Below are 23359 nucleotides of genomic sequence, written 5' to 3'. Positions count from 1 at the left end.
GGGTCCTTGCCTCTCGGTCTGTTCGGTGGGTCTGTCCGGTCGGTGCCGTCGGTCAGTTGTCCAGTTCGTCCGCGCGTGCCACCAGCGCCTCCAGTGCGCGGAACCAGGTCTCGGCCAGCGCCCGTACCGCGTCCTCGGTGAGGAGTCCGGCCGCGTACGCCCAGTGGGCGGTGAGTTCCGGCCCCTCGGGGCGGTCCTCGGTGAGGGCGTTGAGGGTGAGGGCGTGGGACATCGGCATGCCCGGGTCGGCGTCGAGGTCGGCGGCCGACTCCTCGGCGGCGTAGGACCAGTCGGCGGCGGTGGGCCGGTCGAAGCGGCCCATGTAGTTGAACTCGATCTGCGGTTCCCCGAGTTCGGCGAGGAGCGGGCCGGTCACGGGGTTGAGGTGGCGCAGCAGCCCGTGGCCGATGCCGGCCGCCGGGAGGTTGCCGAGGTGCTCCCGGATCCGGGCCACCGCCTCGTCAAGCGCGGCCCCGCCCGCGAGCGTGTCCGGGCCGGCCGGGCCCGGGTCGAGCCGTACCGGGACCACGCTGGTGAACCAGCCGACCGTACGGGACAGGTCGGCGTCCCCCGCGAGTTCCTCCTCGCGGCCGTGGCCCTCCAGGTCGAGCAGGACCGGGCCGCCGGCGCTCGCGGCGCCCAGGGTCCGGGCCCGCCAGTCGCCGACGGCCAGGGCGAACGCGGTGAGCAGGACGTCGTTGACGCTCGCCCCGAAGGCGGCCGGGGCCCGGCCGAGCAGCGGGCCGGTGATGCCGGCGGGCAGGGTCAGGGAGAGGTGGCGGGTGGTGGCGACGGTGTCCCGGGCGGGGTCGAGGGGGCGGGCCAGGGGCAGTCCGGCGCCCGCGGCGAGGGCGGACGTCCACCACGGGAGCTCGTCCTCGGCGGCCGGGTCGGCGGCGCGGGTGCCGAGCAGCCGCGACCAGCGGGCGAACGACAGCTCCACCGGGGCCGGTTCGGGGGTGCGGCCGCCGCGGACGGCCGCCCAGGCGCCGGCCAGGTCGGGCAGCAGCACCCGCCAGGAGACACCGTCGATCACCAGGTGGTGGACGAGGAGCAGCAGCCGCCCGGGGTGGTCGGGGCCTGCGTCGAACCAGACCGCCCGCACCATCGCCCCGGCGTCCGGGTCGAGTCCGGCCAGGGCCGTGCGCGCGTGGCGGGCGATGGCGTCCCGCAGCGCGGTCTCGTCGGCCACGGCGTCGCGCACGTCGACCCGGGCGAGCCAGGTCCGCACGTCGGTGTCCGGTGCGGCCGGCACCCACAGGGCGGGCTCCGGTGCGCGGACGAGCCGGGCGCGGAGCATGTCGTGCCGTGCGGCGAGCGCCCCGAGCACGGCCAGCAGGCCGGGTTCGGTGAGGTCGGCCGGGGTGCGGATCAGGGCCGCCTGATGGTAGGCGGCGAGCGGGCCGCCGCGGTCGATCAGGGCCCGCATGATCGGGGTGAGCGGGACGCTGCCGGTGCCGTCGTCGTGGGTGGCGTGCCGTTCGCCGGCGCCCAGCGGGACGGCGACGGCGGCGAGGGCGGCGACGGTGCGGTGCTGGAAGACCTGGCGGGGCGTGATCCGCAGGCCGCCCGAGCGGGCCCGGGCGACGAGTTGCATGGCGACGATGCTGTCCCCGCCGCAGGCGAAGAAGTCGTCGTCCGTGCCGATGGCCTCGGCGGGCAGGCCGAGGGCGTCCGCGAACAGGTCGCGCAGGGTGTGCTCGGTGTCGTTCTCCGGGGCCCGGCCGCCGCCCGCCGCGGTGAAGTCGGGGGCGGGCAGCGCGGCCCGGTCGAGCTTGCCGTTGGACAGCAGCGGCAGCCGCTCCAGCACGACGACGGCGGCCGGGACCATGTAGTCGGGCAGGGTGGCAGCGGCATGCGCCCGCAACTCGGCGCCGTCCGCGCCGGCCGTGTCGTCGGCGACGGTGTAGGCGATCAACTGCCGTATCCCGGGGCGGTGTTCGCGGGCCACGACGACGGTCTGCGTGACCGCCGGGTGGGTGTCGAGCGCGGCCTCGATCTCGGCGAGTTCGATGCGGTAGCCGCGGATCTTGACCTGGTCGTCGGTGCGTCCGGCGAACTCCAGCAGGCCGTCCTCGGTCCAGCGGGCCAGGTCGCCGGTGCGGTACATCCGCTCCCCCGGTGCGCCGAAGGGGTCGGCGACGAAGCGTTCGGCGGTGAGTTCCGGGCGGCCGAGGTAGCCGCGGGCCAGGCCAGGCCCGGACAGGTACAGCTCGCCGGTGACGCCGGGCGGGACCGGGCGCAGGGCGGTGTCCAGGACGTAGGCGCGGGAGTGGTGGACGGGGCGTCCGACGACCGGGCGGGCGCTGTCGCGGACCCGGCCGACGAGGGCGTCGACGGTGGCTTCGGTGGGGCCGTAGAGGTTGACGGCCTCGATGTCCGGGAGTGCGGCCAGCCGGTGCCACAGGGACTCGGGTACGGCCTCGCCGCCGAAGCCGACCAGCGTGAGCGGGCAGTCGCCGTCGGGGCCGATCAGGCCGCTGTCCGCCATCCGGGCGAGCAGGGACGGGGTGACCTCGACGAAGTCGATGCCCTGGTCACGGAGGAAGGCGGCGAGGAGTTCGGGGTCGCGGCGCGTCTCGTCGTCGGCGATGTGCAGCGCGTGCCCGTCGAGGAGCCAGAGCTGCGGCTGCCAGGAGGCGTCGAAGGAGAACGACCAGGCGTGTCCGACCCTCAGGTGCCGTCGCCCGGTGCGCTCCTTGGCCAGGTCGTGCAGGTCGTGGCGGTGGCTGTGGAAGAGGTTGGTGATCCCGCGCTGGGTGACGACGACCCCCTTGGGGCGGCCCGTGGAGCCGGACGTGTAGATGACGTAGGCGGGGTGGTCGGGGCCGGGCGGGGTGGGCTCGGCCTGCGGGCGGCCGTCCGCCGGGGCGTCCAGGAGCAGGACCGGGACATCGGTGACGGACGGCAGACCGGCTGCGGTGTCCGTGGTGGCGAGGACCAGTACCGGGCAGGCGTCGGCGAGCATCGCGGTCAGCCGGGCCTCGGGCAGGTCGGGGTCGAGGGGCAGATAGGCGGCGCCCGCCTTCATCACCGCGAGGATGGCGGCGATGTGGTCGGCGGTGCGGGGCAGGGCGAGCGCCACGATCCGCTCGGGCCCGGCGCCGTGCCCGGCCAGGGTCCGCGCCAACTCGGTGCTCCGGGTGTCGAGTTCAGCGAAGGTCCAGGTGGAACGGCCGTCGGTGACGGCGACCGCGTCGGGCGTGGCGGCGGCCTGCTCGGCGAACAACGCCGGTACGGTACCGAGCCGTTCGGCGGCCGGGAGCGCGGTGTCGTTCCAGGTCTCCAGGACGGTGTACCGGTCGGCGGAGCCGAGCAGCTCCAGGCGGCCGACAGGACCGTCCGGGTCGGCGGCCATGCCGGTGAGGAGACCGGTCAGGGCGTCCGTGATCCGCCGTACGGTGGCCGCCTCGAACAGGTCGGGGCGGGACTCGGCGGTCACCCGCAGCCGTTCGGCGGGTTCGACGGCCCAGGCGAGTGGATAGTGGGTGGAGTCCGCGTGGTCGCGGACGGTGACGCGCGGCGCGTCACCCGTCTCCTCGTCGGTCTCCGCCACCGGGTACGACTCGAACACCACCAGGGTGTCGAAGAGTTCGCCCAGTCCGGCGGCGCGCTGGATGTCGGCGAGGCCGAGGTGCTGGTGGGCGATGAGCCGGGACTGCTCGTCCTGGAGCCGCTCCAGCAGGGCGGCCGTGCTCTCCTCGGGGCGTACCCGCACCCGTACCGGGACGGTGTTGATGAACAGGCCGATCATCGCCTCGGATCCGGCGAGTTCGGGCGATCGGCCGGCGACGGTGGCACCGAACACCACGTCCTGGCGCCCGGTGAGCCGGCCGAGGAGCACGCCCCAGGCCGCCTGTATCAGGGTGTTGACGGTGACGCCCCGGCGCCTGGCGAACGCCTCCAGCTCCGCCGTGCGGACGGCGTCCAGTTCCACGGTGTGGGTGCCCGGGACGGCGGCGGCCCGGTCGGGGTCGGCGGGCGCCAGCCGGGTGGGCTCGGCCAGATCGGCGAGGGCCTCGGCCCAGGCGGCGGTGGAGGCGGCCGGGTCCTGGGCGGCCAGCAGCTCCAGGTGCGCGCGGTAGGGGGCGGCCGGGGCCGGGGTGCGGCCCTCGTAGCGCGCCCACAGTTCGGCGGCCAGCAGCGGCAGTGACCAGCCGTCGAGGAGCAGGTGCTGGTGGGAGAGGACCAGCCGGTGCCGGTCCTGGCCGACCCTGGCCAGCAACAGCCGGAGCAGCGGCGGGCGTTCGGGGTCGAACCGGCGCCGTTCCTGTGCGAGCAGCCGGGTCCAGTCCTGCGGGTCCCCGGTGAGGTCGAGCTGCCGCCAGGGCAGCACGGCGGTGCGCGGTACGACGGCGACGGGCCGTCCGGAGGACAGGTGCCAGAAGCCGCTGCGCAGGTTCTCGTGGGCGTCGAGCACGGCCTGCGCGGCGGCGCGCAGCCGGTCGGTGTCCAGGGGGCCGTCCAGGTCGTAGGTGACCTGGACGGTGTAGACGTCGGGCCCCTCGTCGCCGGAGTCCAGGGCCGCGTGGAAGAGCAGGCCGGCCTGGAGCGGGGAGACGGGCAGTACGTCGGAGCCGGCGGGCAGGGCGGCGAGTTCGGCGCGCTCGCTCTCGGTGAGGTCGAGCAGGGCGGTCTCGTCCCGGCGTTCGGTTGCGGCCGTGGTGGTCACGGTGGCCAGTCCGGCGGCCGACTTGTGCCGGAACACGTCCCGTGGGCTGAAGGCCAGCCCGGCGGCGCGGGCCCGCGCGACCAGCTGCATGGCGACGATGCTGTCCCCGCCGAGGGAGAAGAAGTCGTCCTCGACACCGACCCGTTCGAGTCCGAGCACCTCGGCGACGAGAGCGCACAGGGTCTCCTCCAGCGGGGTGCGCGGCCGGGTGTCGGTGACCTCGGCGGCGAAGTCCGGCGTCGGCAGGGCCCGGCGGTCCAGCTTGCCGTTCGGGGTGAGCGGGAGGGCGTCGAGGGTGACCACGGCGGCGGGGACCATGTGGTCGGGCAGCGACCGGGCGGTGTGGGCGCGGAGTTCGGCGGGGTCCGCGCCGGATCCGGCGGCCACCACGTAGGCCACGAGCCGTACGTCCCGTGGCACGACCGCGGTGTCCGCGACGGCCGGGTGGGCGGCGAGCACGGCCTCGATCTCGCCGAGTTCGATCCGGAAGCCGCGCAGCTTGACCTGGTCGTCGGTGCGGCCGAGGTACTCCAGTTCGCCGTCCGCCGTCCAGCGGGCCAGGTCGCCGGTGCGGTACATGCGCGCGCCGGGCGTGGTCGCGTACGGATCGGCGACGAACCGCTCGGCGGTCAGGCCGGGACGCCCCAGGTAGCCGCGGGCCAGCTGGGTGCCCGCCAGGTACAGTTCGCCGGGCACGCCGGGCGGCACCGGGTTCAGGGCGGCGTCGAGGACGTAGGTGCGGGTGTTCCACACCGGGCGGCCGATCGGCACGGAGGCCGGGTCGGCGGGCACCTCGTGGGCGGTGACGTCGACCGACGCCTCCGTGGGGCCGTACAGGTTGTGCAGGCGGGTGCCGGGCAGGACCCGGTGGCAGCGGGCGGCCAGCGGCGCGGGCAGCGCCTCGCCGCTGCACATCACCTGGCGCAGCACGGTGCAGTCGGTGGCGGTCGGTTCGTCCAGGAAGGCGCGCAGCATCGACGGCACGAAGTGGGCCGTAGTGATGTGCTCGCGCCTGATCAGGGCGGCCAGGTAGGCCGGGTCCTGGTGACCCTCGGGGCGGGCGACGACCAGGGTGGCGCCGGTGATCAGCGGCCAGAAGAACTCCCACACGGACACGTCGAAGCCCGCCGGGGTCTTCTGCAGCACCCGGTCGTCCGCGTCGAGGCGGTAGGTGTCCTGCATCCACAGCAGGCGGTTGGCGATGCCCCGGTGCGGGACGGTGACGCCCTTGGGGCGGCCGGTGGATCCGGAGGTGTAGATGACGTAGGCGGGGTGGCGGGGGTCGTAGGCGGTGGGCAGCGGGGCGTGGGCCGGGTCGGCGGGGGTGCCGGCGGCGTCGACCGCGAGGCGGGGCACGCCGGCTTCCGGGAGGGTGACGCCGTCGGTGGTGACCAGGCAGACCGGGCGGGCGTCGGTGAGCGTGTACGCCAGCCGCTCGGCCGGGTAGCCGGTGTCCAGGGGCAGATAGGCGGCGCCGGCACGGTGCACGGCGAGCAGGGTCACGACGAGCGCGAGGGAGCGCGGGAGGGCGACGGCGACCGTCGCCTCGGCTGCCGCCCCGTGCGCGGCGAGGGTGCGGGCGAGCCGCTCGACCCGCTGGTCCAGTTCCGCGTAGGTGAGCGAGGTGTCCTCGAAGACGAGCGCGGTGGCTCCTGGGGTACGGGCCGCCTGGGCGCGGAACAGCTCGGGGAGGGTGAGGTCCGGGACGTCCCGGGCGGTGTCGTTCCAGCCGGTGAGGACGAGCGCGCGTTCCTCGTCGCGCAGGACGTCCAGGGTGCCGACGCGGCGGTCCGGGTCGGCGGCGACCTGCGCCAGCAGGGACTCCAGGCGGCGGGCGAGGAGTTCGGCGGTCGACTGGTCGAAGAGGTCGGCGCTGTACTCGATCCAGCCGTCGATGTGCTCGTCCTGCTCGACGAAGTCGAAGCTGAGGTCGAACTTGGCGCTGTCCTGGCCGACGGTCTCGCGGCGGACCGTGAGGCCGGGCAGGACGGGTGCGTCGCCCTGGCCCGCGAGGTGGACGACCATCACCTGGAACAGCGGGTGCCGGGCCAGGGAGCGTTCTGGGTTGAGGGCCTCCACCAGCCGCTCGAAGGGCAGGTCCTGGTGCTCGTAGGCGGCCAGGTCGGTCTCCCGGACGCGGGCGAGCAGCTCGGCGAAGGTGGGGTCGCCGGACAGGTCGGTGCGCAGGACCAGAGAGTTGACGAAGAAGCCGACCAGGTCTTCGAGGGTCTCGTCGGAGCGGCCGGAGACCGGGGCGCCGAGCGGGATGTCGTCGCCGGCGCCGAGCCGGTGCAGCAGCGCGGCCACGGCCGCCTGGGCGACCATGAACATGCTCACGCCGTGCTCGCGGGCGAGCCCGCGCAGGGCGTGGGCCAGGGCGGGCGGCACGGTGAAGCCGGTGGTGCCGCCGCGTCCGCCGGGTTCGGCGGGGCGCGGCCGGTCGGCGGGCAGGGTCAGCTCGCCGGGCAGCCCGCGCAGGGTCTCGGTCCAGTGGGCGAGCAGCCGGGGCTCGGTCGCGGCCAGCAGGTCGCGCTGCCAGAGCGTGTAGTCGGCATAACTCGCGGGCAGTGGCGGCCAGTCGGGGGCCCGGCCCGCGGTGCGGGCCGCGTAGGCGGTGGAGAGGTCGGCGAGCAGCGGGCGGTCGGACCACTCGTCGGTGGCGATGTGGTGCAGCAGGAGCAGCAGGACGTGCTCGTCCGAGGCGGTCCTGAACAGGGCCGCACGGAGCGGGAGTTCGTGCTCCAGGTCGAAGAGGTGCGCCGCCTGTTCCGTGAGTTCCTCGAACGGGGCTGTGACCAACGGGACTTGGACGTCCGCCGGGTCCAGGACGTGCTGGTGCGGGACCCCGTCGACCGCCGGGAAGACGGTCCGCAGCGGGGTGTGCCGGACGGCCACGTCGTTCAGGGCGGCCTGAAGGGCCTCGCGGTCGAGGAGACCGGTCAGCCGCCAGGCCGACGGCAGGTTGTACGCCGTGCTCGCGCCGTCCACCTGCGCGAGCAGCCACAGCCGGCGCTGCGCGGAGGACAGGGGCAGAGGTTCGGGACGCGGGCGCGGGTCGGCGAGTGCGGGGCGGCCCGCGTCGCCGGAGGCGTCCGTGCGGGCGGCGAGCCCGGCCACGGTGGGCGCCTCGAAGACCGAGCGGACCGTGAGATCGGCGCCGAGCGCGGTGCGGACGCGGCTGACCAGGCGCATGGCGAGCAGTGAGTGGCCGCCGAGCGCGAAGAAGTCGTCGTCCACGCCGATCCGTTCGAGGCCCAGGACGTCGGCGAACAGGGCGGCGAGGATCTCCTCGCGCGGCGTGCGCGGCCGGGTGCCGTCGCCCGCGCCGGCGGTGAACCCGGGGTCGGGCAGGGCCTTGCGGTCGAGCTTGCCGTTCGGGGTGAGCGGCAGGGCGTCGAGGGTGACATAGGCGGCCGGGACCATGTGGGCGGGCAGTGCGGCGGCGGCGTGGGCGCGCAGTGCGGTCGCGTCCACCACCGGACCCGCGTCGGGGACCACGTAGGCCACGAGCGCCTGGTCGCGGACGGCGACCGTGGCGTGCGCGACGGCGGGGTGGGCGGCGAGCACGGCCTCGATCTCGCCGAGTTCGACCCGGAAACCGCGGACCTTCACCTGGTCGTCGGTGCGGCCCAGGTACTCGACCGTGCCGTCAGCCGTCCAGCGGGCCAGGTCGCCGGTGCGGTACATGCGCTCCCCCGGCGCCCCGAAGGGATCCGCGACGAACCGCTCGGCGGTCAGCCCGGGCCGGTCCAGATAGCCGCGGGCCAGCTGTACGCCCGCCAGATACAGCTCACCCGGGACCCCGGGCGGCACCGGACGCAGACCGGCGTCGAGGACGTGGAGGCGGGTGTTCCAGACCGGGCGGCCGATCGGCACGCTGGTCGCGCCGGGACCGATCTCGATCGCGGTGACGTCGACGGAGGCCTCGGTCGGGCCGTAGAGGTTGTGCAGTCCGGCCGGGACCACCTCGTGGAAGCGCCGGGTCACCGCAGCCGGCAGCGCCTCGCCGGAGCACATCACCCGGCGCAGTCCGGTGCAGTCGGCGGCCGTCGGCTCCTCCAGGAACAGCTGGAGCATCGAGGGCACGAAGTGGACGGTGGTGACGTCCTGTTCGCGGATCAGCCGGGCCAGATAGGCGGGGTCGCGATGGCCCTCGGGCCGGGCGACGACCAGCGTGGCCCCGGTGATCAGCGGCCAGAAGAACTCCCACACCGACACGTCGAAGCTGGACGGCGTCTTCTGCAGCACCCGGTCCTCGGCGTCGAGCCGGTACGCGTCCTGCATCCACAGCAGCCGGTTGACGATCCCCTCGTGCGGGACGACCACGCCCTTGGGGCGGCCGGTGGAGCCCGAGGTGTAGATGACGTACGCCGGGTGGCGAGGGTCGTACGAGGCCGGCAGCTCGGCCTCCGGGCCGGTGGGCAGGGCGTCGCGGATCACGCACACCGGGCGGGCGTCCTCGACCATGAGGGCGAGCCGGTCGGCCGGGTAGTCCGGGTCCAGCGGCAGATAGGCGGCCCCGGCGCGGTGCGCGGCGAGCAGGGCGACGACGAGGTCGACCGAGCGCGGCAGGGCGACGGCGACGGTCCGCTCCGGGCCCGCGCCGAGGCCGGCCAGGACGCGGGCGGTGTGCTCCACCCGGGCGTCCAGCTCCGCGTAGCTGAGCCGCTGTTCCTCGAAGACGAGGGCGGTGGCGTCGGGGGTACGGGCCGCCTGGGCGCGGAACAGCTCGGGCAGGGTGCCGGAGGGGACCGGGTGGGCGGTGGCGTTCCAGTCGGTGAGGATGCGGGCCCGCTCGTCCTCGTCCAGGACGTCCAGGTCCCGTACCGGCAGGTCTGGCTCGGCGGCGGCGCGGGCCAGGAGCCGGATCGCGCGGGTGGCCAGCCGCTCGGCGGTGGTGTGGTCGAAGAGGTCGGTGGCGTACTCCAGGAGCAGGACCACCCGGTCGGACTCGTCGACGTAGGTGAAGTGCAGGTCGAACTTGGCCATGCCGGTGTCCATGTCGAACCACTCGGTGGCCAGGCCCAGCACGTCGGGGTCGCCGTCCGGACGGAAGTGGTAGCCGAGCATGACCTGGAAGAGCGGGTTGCGGCCGGCCATCCGGGGCGGGTTGAGGGCCTCCACCACGCTGTCGAAGGGCAGGTCCTGGTGCTCGAAGGCGGACAGCGACGACTCCCGTACCCGGCCGAGAAGCTGACGGAAGGTCAGGTCCCTGCCGGACAGGTCGGTGCGCAGCACCAGGGTGTTGACGAAGAAGCCCACCAGGTCGCCGAGCGCCTCGTCGGTGCGGCCCGCGATGGGTGCGCCGAGCGGGATGTCCTCGCCGGCGCCGAGCCGGTTGAGCAGGGCGGCGGTGGCGGCCTGGAACAGCATGAACATGCTGGTGCCGGTGGCGGTCGTGAGGTCGCGCAGGGCGCGGCCGGTGGCGGCGGGCAGCTCAAGGCGGACCTTGCCGCCCCGTCCGGTCGGCCCGGGGGGACGCGGCCGGTCGGCGGGCAGGGTCAGCTCGTCGGGAAGCCCGCGCAACACCTCTGTCCAGTAGGCGAGTTGGGTCTCGCCGCCGGTCGCGAGCAGCTCCCGCTGCCACAGGGTGTAGTCGGCGTAGTGCACGGGCAGCGGCACCCAGTCCGGGGCCGTACCCGCGCGGCGGGCGGCGTAGGCGGTGTCGAGGTCGGCGAGGAACGGCCGGTCGGACCACTCGTCGGTGGTGATGTGGTGCAGGACGACGGCCACCACGTGGTCGGCGGCGCCGAGCCGGAACACCGCGCAGCGCAGCGGGAGTTCGGCGGTGAGGTCGAAGGGGCGGCGCTGGGCCGCCTCGATCAGCGCGGGCAGGTCGCCCTCGGCGGCGTCGGTGACGGTGAAGGCCGGGTCGGCTTCCTCGGCGGGGACGATCCGCTGGTACGGCTCGCCCTCGTGCGAGGGGAACACCGTGCGCAGGGCCTCGTGGCGGCCCGCCACGTCCCGCAGGGCGGCGCGCAGTGCCTCGGTGTCGAGGTCGCCGCGCAGCCGGAAGACCAGCGGGAAGTTGTAGGCGACACCGCTGCCGGTGATCTGCTCGACGAGCAGCAGCCGGCGCTGGGCCGGGGACAGCGGGATGCGGTCGGGCCGGTCGGTCACCGGGGTGACGGGCGGCCGGGCGGTGCTCGCCTCGCCGACTCGCGCGGCGAGCCGGGCCGGGGTGGGTGCCTCGAAGAGGTCACGGATGGCGAGTTCGGCGCCCAGTTCGGTGCGGGCGCGGCTGACCAGCCGGGTGGCGAGCAGTGAATGGCCGCCCAGGTCGAAGAAGTTGTCCTCCGCTCCGGCCTCCGGCAGCCCCAGCACCTCCGCGAACAGCTGGCACAGCACCTCCTCCTGCGGGGTGCGGGGGCCGCGTCCGCCGCCGAGGGCGACCGCGGGTTCGGCCTCGGGCAGGGCGCGGAGGTCGAGCTTGCCGTTGGCGTTCATGGGCAGGCCGTCGACGGTGACGAAGGCGGCCGGGACCATGTACTCGGGCAGTTCCCGGCCGAGGTCCTCGCGCAGCCTGCGGATCAGGGCGCTGGTCTCGCGGGCGGCGGTGGGGTCGTTGGCGTGGGGCCCGGAACCGCCGCTGGGGCGGAACAGGCCGCCGGTGAGCCGGTGTTCGGCTGCTTCGGCCGTTTCAGCCGTTTCAGCCGTTTCGGCCGAGAGGAAGACGGCGTCGTACGTGCCGGTCCGTGCCGACCAGGTGGTCAGCACCCGGTATCCGGCGTCCGCGCCGAGCGCGTGCAGGGTCTCCGGGTCGACGCCGTCCTCGTCCGTCCGGCCGTCCGGGATACCGGTCACCCGCAGGGCGGCGGGCCGCTCGGCGCGCGAGCGGTCACCGAGGTGACCCTTCAACTTGCCGCCCGCCGAGAGGAGTTGGCCGATGGCCTCGGAGGTCCAGCCACCGCGGGCGAGTTCGCCCACGGTGTGGGCGGTGGTCCACCGGACCGTGGGCGCGTCGTCGAGGCGGATGTCCGGCTCGCCGGCGTACAGGACGACGTCGTAGCGGTGCCGGGTCAGTTCGTTGTGGTGGCGGCCGCGCTTGGTGCGCAGGTCGACGCCGTGGCCGAGGGTGGTGAAGAAGTCGGGGTCGACCAGGAGTTCCTTCTCCAGGCGCAGACCGCGCTCCACCGCCCGCTCCAGCTCGGCCGCCGCCGTGCCCCGGGCCTGCTGGATCTCGGTGTGGAAGGTGCGGGCAAGGCGCAGGTTGCGGACATCGCCGACGAACAGGGCGCCGCCGGGAGCGAGCAGCGCCATGGCGCCGTCGATGACGGCGGTGAGGTACTCGATGCTCGGGAAGTACTGGATGACGGAGTTGATGACGATGGTGTCGAAGTAGCCGGTGGGCAGGCCGCTGAGGTCGTCGGCGGGACGGCAGCGCAGCTCGACCCTGGCCGCCAGCTCCGGGTCCCCGGCGCGCAGTTCGGCGCCGATCTTGCGGATGACGGGGGCGGCGAAGTCGGTCGCCCAGTAGGCCTCGGCGTCCGGGGCGAGCCGGGAGAGCAACAGGCCGGAGCCGACGCCGATCTCGAGGACGCGGCGCGGGTTCAGGGAGCGGATGCGGGCGAGGGTGGCCTCGCGCCACTCGTGCATCTGCTCGAAGGGGATGGGCCGGCCGTCGTAGGAGCTGTCCCAGCCGTCGTACTGCTCGGTGAAGACGGCGGTGCCGATCTCCTCGTACTCGTCGGAGTAGATAACCTGCCATTCGCCGACCTGGGCGGCCTCGGCGGCGGTGCGTTCGGCGGTGTCGGCGCCGGAGGGCACGACATAGCCGACGAGGCGTTCGTCGCGGACGATCACGGCGGCCTGGGAGACCAGCGGGTGGCGGCTGAGGGCGGTCTCGATCTCGCCGGGTTCGATGCGGTAGCCGCGGATCTTCACCTGGTCGTCGGTGCGGCCGAGGAAGTCGAGGTTGCCGTCGGGGTTGCGGCGCACCAGGTCACCGGTGCGGTACATGCGCTCGCCGGGCGTTCCGAACGGGTCGGCCACGAAACGTTCGGCGGTCAGGCCGGGCCGGTCGAGGTAGCCGCGGGCCAGGCCGATACCGGCGATGTACAGCTCGCCGGGGACGCCGTCGGGCACCGGGCGCAGCCAGGCGTCCAGGAGGTGGGCGCGGGTGCCGCGGATCGGCTTGCCGACGGTGGGGGTGTCGGAGTCGAGGGTGCCACCGCCGAGGGTGTTGATGGTGTACTCGGTGGGCCCGTACAGGTTGTAGCCGTAGGTGCCCTCGGTGTCGCGCAGGGCCGCCCAGACCGTCTCCGGGACCGCCTCGCCGCCGAGCAGGACGAGCGGCGGGACATGGCCCTCCAACAGGCCCTGCTCGATGAGAAGCCGGGCGTAGGTGGGCGTCACGTTGACGACGTCGATGCGGTGGTGTTCGCAGTAGGCGACCAGCGCCTCGGCGTCACGGCGCAACTCCTCGTCGCACACGTGCACTTCGTGGCCCTCGACCAGCCAGAGCAGCTCCTCCCACGACATGTCGAAGGCGAAGGACACGGTGTGCGCGATCCGCAGCCGCCGTCCGCCCGCCGCCGCGATGGCCGGTTCGAAGATCTCCTTCTGGTGGTTGAGCTGCATGTTCGTCAGGCCCCGGTAGGGGGTGACGACGCCCTTGGGGCGGCCGGTGGAGCCGGAGGTGTAGATGACGTAGGCGGGGTGTTCGAGGCTGAAGCGGCGGTGAACCGGCGTGTCCGGCAGCCCCGCCAACTCCCCCTTCGTGGCCGGGTCGTCGAGCAGCACCCGGGTCATGTCGCCGTCCAGCGTGGCCGATACGGCCGCGTTGCTGAGCAGCAGCAGGGGGCTGGCGTCGGCCAGCGTCAGGGAGAGCCGGTCGGCCGGGTGGTCCAGTTCCAGCGGCAGATAGGCGGCGCCCGTGCGCAGCACGGCGAACAGGGCGACGACCATGTCCAGGGAGCGCGGCAGGGCAAGGGCGACTACCCGCTCGGGGCCCGCGCCACGCTCGATCAGCAGCCGGGCCATGCGGTTGACGGCCGCGTCGAGTTCGGCGTACGTGAGGGTGTGTTCGCCGAAGACCAGGGCGCGGGCGTCCGGGGTGCGGGCGGCCTGGGTGGCGAGCAGGTCGGCGATGGTGTCCTCGGGGTCCGCGACCCGGCCGGCGGCCCACTCCGCGCGCAGCGCCGTGTGTTCGGCGGGCAGCAGCGGGTCCAGGGAACCGACGGGTGCCGTCAGGTCGGCGGTGAGGCGGTCGAGGAGCAGGGCGAAGCGGTCCAGGAGGGCCTGCGCGCGGTCCGCGGGGACCAGGTCGGGCCGGTGGGTGAGGGTGACCGCGATCCGGTGGCCCGGGGTGACGACGAGGTTGACCGGGTAGTGGGTGGCGTCGACGTTGGCGACGGCGGTGGCGCCGTGCCGGGTGCGCAGCTCCGACAGCCGGTCCTCGGTGTCGTTGTTGCGGAGCACGAACAGGGTGTCGAACAGCTTGCGGTGCCCGGTCTCGGCCTGGAGCACGCCGAGGCTGAGGTGCTCGTACGGCATCAGGTCGAGCCGTTCGCCCTGGATACGGCGGAGCAGGTCGAGGACCGGCTCGGCGGGGTCGAAGGCGATCCGGGTGGGGACGGTGTTGAGGAACAGCCCGATGATGTTCTCGACGTCGTGGACCTCGCTGGGCCGGCCGGCGACCGTGGTGCCGAAGACCACGTCGGGGCGGCCGGTGGCGGACGCGAGGGTGAGCCCCCAGGCCGCGTTGAGCAGGGTGTTCAGGGTGAGGCCGTGGACCCGGCCGGTCTCCCGCAGCCGGTCGCCGAGGGCGGCGGTCAGGCGTAGGTCGAGCTGGTCGGGGATGACCGGTTCGAGACCGTCGGCGGCCGTCGGGGCCAGCAGGGTGGGCTCCTCAAGGCCGTCCAGGGCGGTGCGCCAGGCGGCGGTGGCGGCGGGGTCGTCCTGCTGGTCCAGCCAGGTGAGGTAGTCCCGGTAGCTGCCGGGCGTGGCCAGGTCGGAGGCGTCACCGCCGGTCTCGTACAGCGCGAACAGCTCGTCGAGGAAGAGCCAGGCGGACCAGCCGTCCCAGAGGATCAGATGGCGGCCGATGACGAGCCGGTCGCCGCGTTCGGCGCCGAGCCGCAGCAGGAGCAGCTGGAACAGCGGGGGCGCGGACAGGTCGAACCGGCGGTTGCGCTCGGCGTCGGTCAACTCCCGCACCTGGGCGTCCTGTTCGGTGGCCGGGAGATGGGTGAGGTCGACCTCCTGCAGCGGGATCTCCGGGTCCTCGACGATGAACTGCACCGGCTGGTCCAGGCCCTCGCTGGTGAACCCGGCGCGCAGGCCGGGGTTGCGGTCGAGGAGGGTGCGGACGGCGGCCCGCAGCCGGGCCGCGTCCAGCCGGGTGCCGAAGTCAAAGGTCTCGTGGACGGTGTAGACGTCCAACGCGCCCTGGTCGTAGGCCGAGTGGAAGAACAGGCCCTCCTGGAGGGGGGCCAGCGGCCATACATCGGCGACGGCCGCCGGGGCGGCGAGGGCGCGGACCCGCGCGTGCTCGGCGTCGGTGAGGGTGAAGGCGGCGGCGGTGGCCGGGGCGGCGGCCGTGGCGGTGCCGGTGGTGGCCGCGAGGGAGGCGGGCGTGCGGTGGGTGAACACGTCGCGTGGGCTGAGGTCCAGGCCGGCGGCGCGGGCCCGGCTGGCGACACCGATGGAGCTGATGCTGTCGCCGCCGAGCCGGAAGAAGTCGTCGTCCGGGCCGACGTCGGCGATGCCGAGGACGGCCGCGAAGATGTCGGTGAGCTGCCGCTCCAGGGGTCCGGCGGGCTCGCGGCGGGCGGCGCGTCCGGCCTCGGGGGCGGGCAGCGCGGCCTGGTCGAGCTTGCCGCTGGGGGTCAGCGGCAGGTCGGCGAGGACGACGTACGCCTCCGGAACCAGCGGCGCGGGCAGCTCGTCGGCGAGCGCGGCGCGCAGTTCGGCGGGGTCGGCGACGGCACCGGCGGCCGGGACCGCGTAGGCGACCAGGCGCTGGTCGCGGACGACGACGGCACCGCGTGCCACCGCCGGGTGCCGGGTCAACGCGGCCTCGATCTCACCGAGTTCGATCCGGTTGCCGCGCAGCTTGACCTGCCGGTCGGTGCGGCCCAGGTAGTCGAGCGTGCTGTCCGGGCGGCGGCGCACCAGGTCGCCGGTGCGGTACATCCGGGCGCCGGGGGTGTCCGCGTAGGGATCCGCGACGAAGCGGTCGGCGGTGAGCGCGGGCCGCCGGTGGTAGCCGCGGGCCAGCTGGACGCCGGTCAGGTACAGCTCGCCGGGCGCGCCGTCGGGCACCGGGCGCAGGCAGGAGTCCAGCACGCGCAGGCCGGTGTTCCACACGGGCCGGCCGATGGGCACGGTGGTGTCGGCCGCGCCGTCGAAGGCGTGGTAGGTCACGTCGACGGCGGCCTCGGTGGGCCCGTACAGGTTGTGCAGCGGTACGCCGGTCAGCTCGTGCCAGCGGGCCGCCGCCCGTCCGGGCAGCCCCTCGCCGCTGCTGAGGACGCGGCGCAGGCTGCCCGCCCAGGACGGGTCCGCGGTGACCTCCTCGGAGGCGAGGAACGCCTCCAGCATCGACGGCACGAAGTGCATCGTCGTCACCTGCTCGGCCCGGATCAGCCGGGCGAGGCAGGCGGGGTCGCGGTGCCCGTCGGGGGCGGCGAGGACGACGGCGGCGCCCTCGTGCAGCGCCCAGAAGAACTCCCAGACACTGACGTCGAAGCCGGCCGGCGTCTTCTGCAACACCCGGTCGTCGGCTCCGAGTTGATATGCGCCCTGCATCCAGGCGAGCCGGTTGCCGATGGCCCGGTGGGTGACGACGACGCCCTTGGGACGGCCGGTGGAGCCGGAGGTGTAGATGAGGTAGGCGGGGTGGTCCGGGGTGAGCGGCGCGGACCGGGGCGCGTCGGGGACGTCCTCGTCCTCCTCGACGTACAGGATGTCCAGGCCGTCCGTGTCCGGCAGGCGTACGGCGTCCCGGGCGGTGGTGACGACGGTCCGGGCGCCGGAGTCGGTGAGCATGTACGCGATGCGGTCGGCCGGGTACTCGAGGTCGAGCGGCAGATAGGCGGCGCCCGACTTGAGCACGCCGAGCAGGGCGACCATCAGCTCGGCCGAGCGCGGCACGGCGACGGCGACGAACCGCTCGGGTCCCGCTCCCCGGGACCGCAGCCGTCGGGCCAACGCCTCGGCGCGGGCGTCGAGTTCGGCGTAGGTGAGGGTGGTGTCCGCGAAGACGACGGCGGTGGCGTCGGGGGTGCGGGCGGTCTGCGCGGCGATGGCGGCGGGCAGGGTGACCGCTGTGACGGCGTGCCGCTCGCCCTCGGGGTGGGTCCGCTCGGCCGGGGTGAGCAGGTCGAGGGCGGCCACCGGGCGTGCGGTGTCCTCGGCGAGGGCGTCCAGGACCAGGGTGAGCCGGTCGGCAAGGGTCCCTGCGGCGTCGGCGGAGAGCCGGTCGGCGTGGTGCTTGAGGCGCAGGTCGAGACGGCGGCCGGGCTTGACGACGAGGGCCAGCGGATAGTGCACGGCGTCGTGGAAGGCGTGCCCGGTCAGCCGGACGGTACCGGTGGGGTTGGTGAGGTGCGAGTCGGCTGGGTAGTTCTCGAACACCACGAGGGTGTCGAAGAGTTCGCCGCCGCCCGCGTGCCCGGCGGCCCGCTGGATCTCGGCGAGGCCGAGGTGCTGGTGGTCCAACAGGGCGCTCTGCTCCCGCTGCAGACGCTCCAGGACGGCGCCGAGGGTGTCGGCTGGGGCCCAGCTCAGCCGGGTGGGCAGGGTGTTGATGAAGAGGCCGACCATCGACTCGATACCGTCCACGGCGGCGTCCCGGCCGGAGACGGTGGTGCCGAACAGCACGTCCTGACGGCCCGTGAGACCGGCCAGGAGCAGGCCCCAGGCGGCCTGTACGACCGTGCCGAGGGTGACGCCGTGCTCGCGGGCGCGGGCGGTGAGGCGCGCGGTGGTGCGCTCGGGCAGCTCGATGCGGATCTGGGCGGGCTCGATCGGCCCGGCGGCGGGGGTCTCGACCAGGCGGGTGGGCTCGTCGATCCCGGCCAGGGCGCCTCGCCACGCGTCCCGTGCGGCCTCTCGGTCGGCGCGCGCGACGCGGGCCAGGTAGCCGCGGTACGGGGCGACTTCGGGCAGCGGGGCGGGCTCAGCACCGTAGAGGGCGAGGAGTTCACGGTGCAGGACGGGCAGGGACCAGCCGTCCGCGATGATGTGATGGAACGTCAGGACGAGGCGGCTGCGGTCCGGGCCGAGGCGGACCAGGGCGCAGCGCAGCAGCGGCGGGCGGGCGAGGTCGAAGCGGCGGGCGCGTTCGGCGGCGGCGACGGCCTCGGCGAGGCCCGTGCGGACGGCGGTGTCCTGGGCGGCGAGGTCGACCTCGCGCCACGGCACGTCGAGGCCGGTGGCGACGATCTGGACGGGGCGGCCGTCCGGGAGCTGGCGGAAGCAGGCCCGCAGCGGGGCGTGCCGGTCGAGCAGCCGCTGGGCGGCCTGCCGCAGCAGGCCGCCGTCGACGGGTCCGGCGAGTTCGACCACCTGCTGGACCACGTAAGCGTCGTGCTCGCCGCCGTCCACCAGGGCGTGGAAGAAGAAGCCCTCCTGGAGCGGGCCGAGCGGCAGGACCTCGGCGACCGTGAGCGGGTCGCGGCCCTGGAGCGCGGTGAGTTCGTCGGCGGTCGGGGAGGCCCAGGGCAGCTCGGCGGTGTCGTCGGCGGCGGCGGTGCGGGCGACGGTGGCGAGCTGGGCGACCGTACGGTGCCTGAACACGTCGCGCGGGGTCAGCTCCAGGCCGGCCCGGCGGGCCAGGACGAGCAGCTGGATGGCGACGATGCTGTCGCCGCCGAGCGCGAAGAAGTCGTCGTCGACGGTGACCGAGGGCACCCGCAGGGCACGCGCGTACAGGTCGCACAGCAGGCGCTCGCGGTCGGTGCCCGGGGCGCGGCCCGAGCTGAGCAGGCCGTAGTCCGGGACGGGCAGGGCGGCGGAGTCGAGCTTGCCGCTGGGGGTGACGGGCAGCCGGTCCAGCGGCACCAGGGCGGCCGGGACCATGTACTCGGGCAGGAACTCGGCGGTGTGTGCGCGGAGTCGGGCCATCAGCGCGGTGACGTTGCGGAACGGCGCGGGGCGGTTGGCGTGCGGGTGGTCCTGGGCGGGGCGGTAGAGCGGGCCGAGCGGGGTGTCGTCACCGAGGGCGAACACCGCGTCGAAGCTGCCGTCCTCGGCGTCCGCGGTCCAGGTGAGGGCGGCGCGGCAGCCGTGCCGGACGGCGGTCTCGTACACGGTCTCGGGGTCGACGCCGGGGCCGCCGGTGCGGCTGCTGTCGTCGAGGGTGCCGAGCGCGGCCAGGTCGGGGGCGAGGCGGGCGTTGGGGATGCCGGTGACGCGGAGGCGGGCCGGGCGGTCCGGTGCGGTGAGCCGCTCGGCGAGGGCCTCGGGGGTACCGAGAGCGGACCAGGGGATCTCGGCCGTGGAGAGGGCGGGCACTTCGGTCACGGTGCCGGCGTGGATCTCGGTCGCGGTGTCGGCGGGGATCTCGGTCAGGGTGTCGGCGGGAGTCTCGGTCACGGTGTCGGCGGGAGTCTCGATGTCCGGGCGCAGGACGACGTCGTAGCGGTAGCGGGTCAGCTCGTTGTGGTGGGTGCCGCGCTTGATCCGTACCTCGGCGGTGAAGCCGTCCAGGGCCGCGAAGTAGTCGGGGTCGACGAGGAGTTCGCCCTCCCAGGCCACGGCCCGGTCGACGGCGGCGCGCAAGGCGTCCTTGTCGTCCGTGTGGGCCCGGCCGGTCTCGATGGCCGCACTCAGGGTCCGCAGCAGCCGCAGGTTCCGTACGTCGCCGACGAACAGCGCGCCGCCGGGCGCGAGGAGCCGGGCCGCCGAGCGCAGGACGCCGGTGAGGTAGTCGGCGCTCGGGAAGTACTGGATGACGGAGTTGACGACGATCGTGTCGAAGGAACCCTCCGGCAGGCCGGTCAGTTCGTGTGCGGGCCGGGCCAGCAGGCTGACCCTGCCGGCCAGCTCCGGTACGGCATCGACCTGGGCGCGCAGGGCGTGTACGGCTTCCTCGGAGAGGTCGGTGCCGACGTACCCGTCACAGTCGGGGGCGATCCGGGAAAGCAGCAGACCGCTGCCGACGCCGATCTCGAGGACGCGGCGGGGCCGCAGCTCCCGGATCCGGGCGACGGTCGCGTCCCGCCACTCGCGCAGGTCGGCGAGTGGGATGGGCAGCCCGTCGTACATGCTGTTCCAGCCCGCGAAGTTCTCCTCGAAGCCGTCGGATCCGGCCGCGGAGTAGAGGAGTTCGTGCAGGTCCTTCCAGTTGGACACGGCCTCGTCGGCCTCGGCCGCGGCGTCCAGGGAGGGCACCACGTAGGCGGCGAGGCGGCGGTCGCCGGGGCGGTCCTCGCGGACCACCACGGCGGCCTGGTCGACGGCCGGGTGGGCGCGCAGCACCGACTCGATCTCGCCGGGCTCGATACGGAAGCCGCGGATCTTGACCTGGCTGTCGGCGCGGCAGTGGAACTCCAGCCGTCCGTCCGCCTTCCAGCGGACCAGGTCGCCGGTGCGGTAGAGGCGCTCGCCGGGCGCGCCGAACGGGTCGGCCACGAACCGCTCGGCGGTCAGCGCGGGCCGGCCGAGGTAGCCGCGGGCGAGTCCGGCGCCGCCGAGGTACAACTCCCCCACCACGCCGACCGGTACCGGCCGCAGCCGGTCGTCGAGCACGTAGGCGCGGGTGCCGGGGTCGGGGACGCCGATGGGCACGATGGTGCCGGCCGGGGTGTCCGGGTCGCACCGGCCGAGCGTGGAGTTGGTGGTGGCCTCGGTGGGGCCGTAGGCGTTGAACATCTTCCGGCCGCGCGCGTACCGCCCGACCAGTTCCGGCGAGACCCGCTCGGTGCCCGCCAACAGCGTTGCCGTGGGCGGGAGTCGGACGTCCTCCGGCATGGCGGCCAGCAGCGCGGGCGGCAGGATCATGAAGGTGACGCCGTGCTCGTTCGCGTAGTCGGCGAGCGGTGCGCCGGGCACCCGGCGGTCGGCGGGTACGACGACCAGCCGGCCGCCGGAGAGCAGGCCGAGGCACAGGTCCCAGAAGGCCACGTCGAAGCTGGGCGAGGCGAACTGCAGGACCCGGCTGTGCGGGCCGATCCCGAACCGTTCGCGCTGGGTGGCGACCAGCTTGGCGACACCGGCGTGGGAGAGCACCACGCCCTTGGGGCGGCCGGTGGAGCCGGAGGTGTAGATGACGTACGCCGCGTGCGCGACGGTCAACTCGGCTGCCGCCGCGGGGTCGTGGGCGGGGTGGCCGGCGAGTTCCGCGAGGGTCTCGGGGGCGTCGAGGGCCAGCGGGTCCTGGCCCGGCGGCAGGTCGGGGACCATCTCGGCGGTGGTGACGAGGCAGACCGGCCGGGCGTCTTCGAGCATGTAGGCGATGCGGTCGGCCGGGTAGTCGGTGTCGACGGGCAGATAGGCGGCGCCCGCCTTCAGCACGGCGACCTCGGCCACGATCATGTCGGCCGAGCGCGGGACGGCGAGGGCCACCACCTGCTCGGGACCGGCCCCCCGGGCCACCAGGGCGTGCGCCAACCGGGCCGCGCGGGCGTCGAGTTCGGCGTAGGTGAGGCGGACGTCCTCGTGGATCAGGGCCACCTCGTCGGGACGGGCGGCCACCTGGTCGGCGAACATGCGCGGCCAGGTGAGCGCGGGCACGTCGTGCGTGGTGTCGTTCCACTCGACGAGGATCCGGTGCCGTTCCTCCTCGCCGAGGAGTTCCAGGGCGGCGACCGGGGTGTCGGCCCATTCGAGGGCGGCGGCGAGCAGGGTGGCGTAGTGGCCGAGGATCCGGTCGACGGTGGCGGCCTCGAAGAGGTCGGGGTCGTAGTCCGCGCGCAGTTCCCCGTCGGCCACGGACAGCGCCAGGTCCAGCGGGCCGCCCTCGTCCCAGGGCGCGGTGCCGAAGCCGGAGGCGCACAACAGGGCGCCGCCGCGGCCCGGTTCGGGAGCGAGCAGGCGTAGCAGGTCGGCGGTCGGCAGCCGGTGGGCGGCGGCCTCCGCACGGGCGGCCGTGACGCGTGCGCGCAGCTGGGCGAAGGACAGGCCGCCGGTCACCGTGAGGCGCAGCGGGAGCCCGTCGTACGCGACCGTCAACTCGGTCGCCGCGGCGCCGCCGTAGCGGTGCAGCAGGGCGACGAAGGCGGCGAGCCGGGTCGCCTCGTCGGCCGTCGTGCCCGACGCGACCGTGCGGCGGGCCGGTCGGCGCCGCTCCCGCGACCGCGGCGGGTGGGGGAAGTCGAGCGGCAGCGCGGTCTCCGGTGCCGGTACGGCGAACCTCTGCCGCCAGTAGTCCTCGGTGGTTGTCACCCTCGTCGCCGAACTCGCCGAACTCGCGGAAGTCACCGAACTCGCCGAAGTCACCGAACTCGCCGAAGTCACCGAACTCGCGGAAGCCGAACTCGCCGAAGAAGGTGCGGAAGAACGCGTGTTGCCCGACACAGCTGCCCGTGCCTCCCCATAGGTGTGGAACGGCTCAGCGGAGCCGCGACCGCTCGCATAGTAAGGTAAGGATTGCCTAACTCAACAGGGTCGATGCGGTTTCAGCGGCCCAAGTCACAGCGACTGAGGTTATGCTCACCTAACCCGCCCTCAGGACTGCTCGGCGGCCGACCGGAAGACGGTATGGAGACCGGCAAGTGGCTTCAGACAGAAGGCTTCGCACGACGGTGCTGGTGTCACTGATCGTCGCCCTCCTGGTCCTTTTGTCCCTTCTCTCCGTGGCGCTGGGCGCGTTGAGCGTCCCGCTCGACCAAGTGGTGCGCTCGGTCCTCGGGCATCCGCCCAGCCGGCTCGTGGACAACGTGATCTGGTCGGTACGCATCCCCCGCACCCTGCTGGGCCTCGCGACCGGCGCGGCGCTCGGCATGTCCGGCGCGCTGATGCAGGCCCTGACCCGCAACCCCCTGGCCGACCCCGGGATTCTCGGGGTCAGCGCCGGCGCCTCCTTCGCGATCGTCGTCTCGGTCGCGGTGTTCGGGGTCGGATCGCTGTACGGCTACGTGTGGTTCGCGTTCGCCGGGGCGCTGGCCGCCAGCGTCCTGGTCTTCCTGCTCGGGCGGCTCGGCCGGTCCGGAGCGACCCCGGTCAAGCTGGCGCTCGCCGGAGTGGCCGTCACCTCGCTGCTGTCCTCGCTCACCAGTGCCGTGGTCCTGACCGACCAGGACGCGCTGGACCGGTACCGCTTCTGGTCCGCCGGCACCCTGGCCGACCAGGACTCCGGCGATCTGCTGCGCATCCTGCCGTTCCTCGCGGTCGGCGCCGTCCTCGCGCTGTCCTGCGCCCCCGCCCTCAACAGCATGGCCCTCGGCGACGACGTGGCCGCCTCTCTCGGGCGGCGGCTCGGTCTGGTACGGCTCCAGGGCGTGACCGCGGTGGTGCTGCTGACCGGCGCGTCGGTCTCCGTGATCGGCCCGGTGGTCTTCCTGGGCCTGGTCGTCCCGCACCTCGCCCGGGTGCTCGCCCAGGCGGCCGGCATCGGCCCGGACCACCGCTGGCTGCTGCCGCTGTCGGCGGCGCTGGCCCCCGTCCTGCTGCTGACCGCCGACATCGTGGGCCGGATGGTGGCCAGGCCCACCGAGATCCAGGCCGGCGTCCTGGTCGCGTTCCTCGGCGGCCCCTTCTTCATCGCCCTGGTCCGCCGCCGCAAGCTCGCGGAGGTGTGAC

General features: G+C 74.3%; 3 protein-coding genes. 2 read left to right on the top strand and 1 reads right to left on the bottom strand.

Annotated features, from left to right (window positions below):
• Positions 1–52 precede the first annotated feature (52 nt).
• Positions 53–22003 carry a non-ribosomal peptide synthase/polyketide synthase gene (locus ACZ5K7_RS28210; RefSeq protein ID WP_468917475.1) on the bottom strand — a complete coding sequence of 7317 codons (21951 nt, stop codon included), beginning with the start codon at positions 22001–22003 and terminating at the stop codon, positions 53–55.
• Between ACZ5K7_RS28210 and ACZ5K7_RS28205 the strand changes: the two genes are divergently transcribed.
• Positions 21993–22157: a hypothetical protein gene (locus ACZ5K7_RS28205; RefSeq protein ID WP_468917473.1), complete on the top strand. Its 165-nt coding sequence runs from the start codon at positions 21993–21995 to the stop codon at positions 22155–22157. The two genes, ACZ5K7_RS28210 and ACZ5K7_RS28205, sit on opposite strands and share 11 nt — an antisense overlap.
• A gap of 205 nt (positions 22158–22362) precedes the next feature.
• Positions 22363–23358, top strand: coding sequence for a FecCD family ABC transporter permease (locus ACZ5K7_RS28200; protein WP_468917773.1), 996 nt, complete (start codon positions 22363–22365; stop codon positions 23356–23358).
• The last annotated feature ends 1 nt before the right edge of the window (position 23359 follow it).

Source organism: Streptomyces sp. NPDC031497 (genome assembly GCF_055580905.1).
This window is presented reverse-complemented; position numbering and strand designations above follow the sequence as displayed.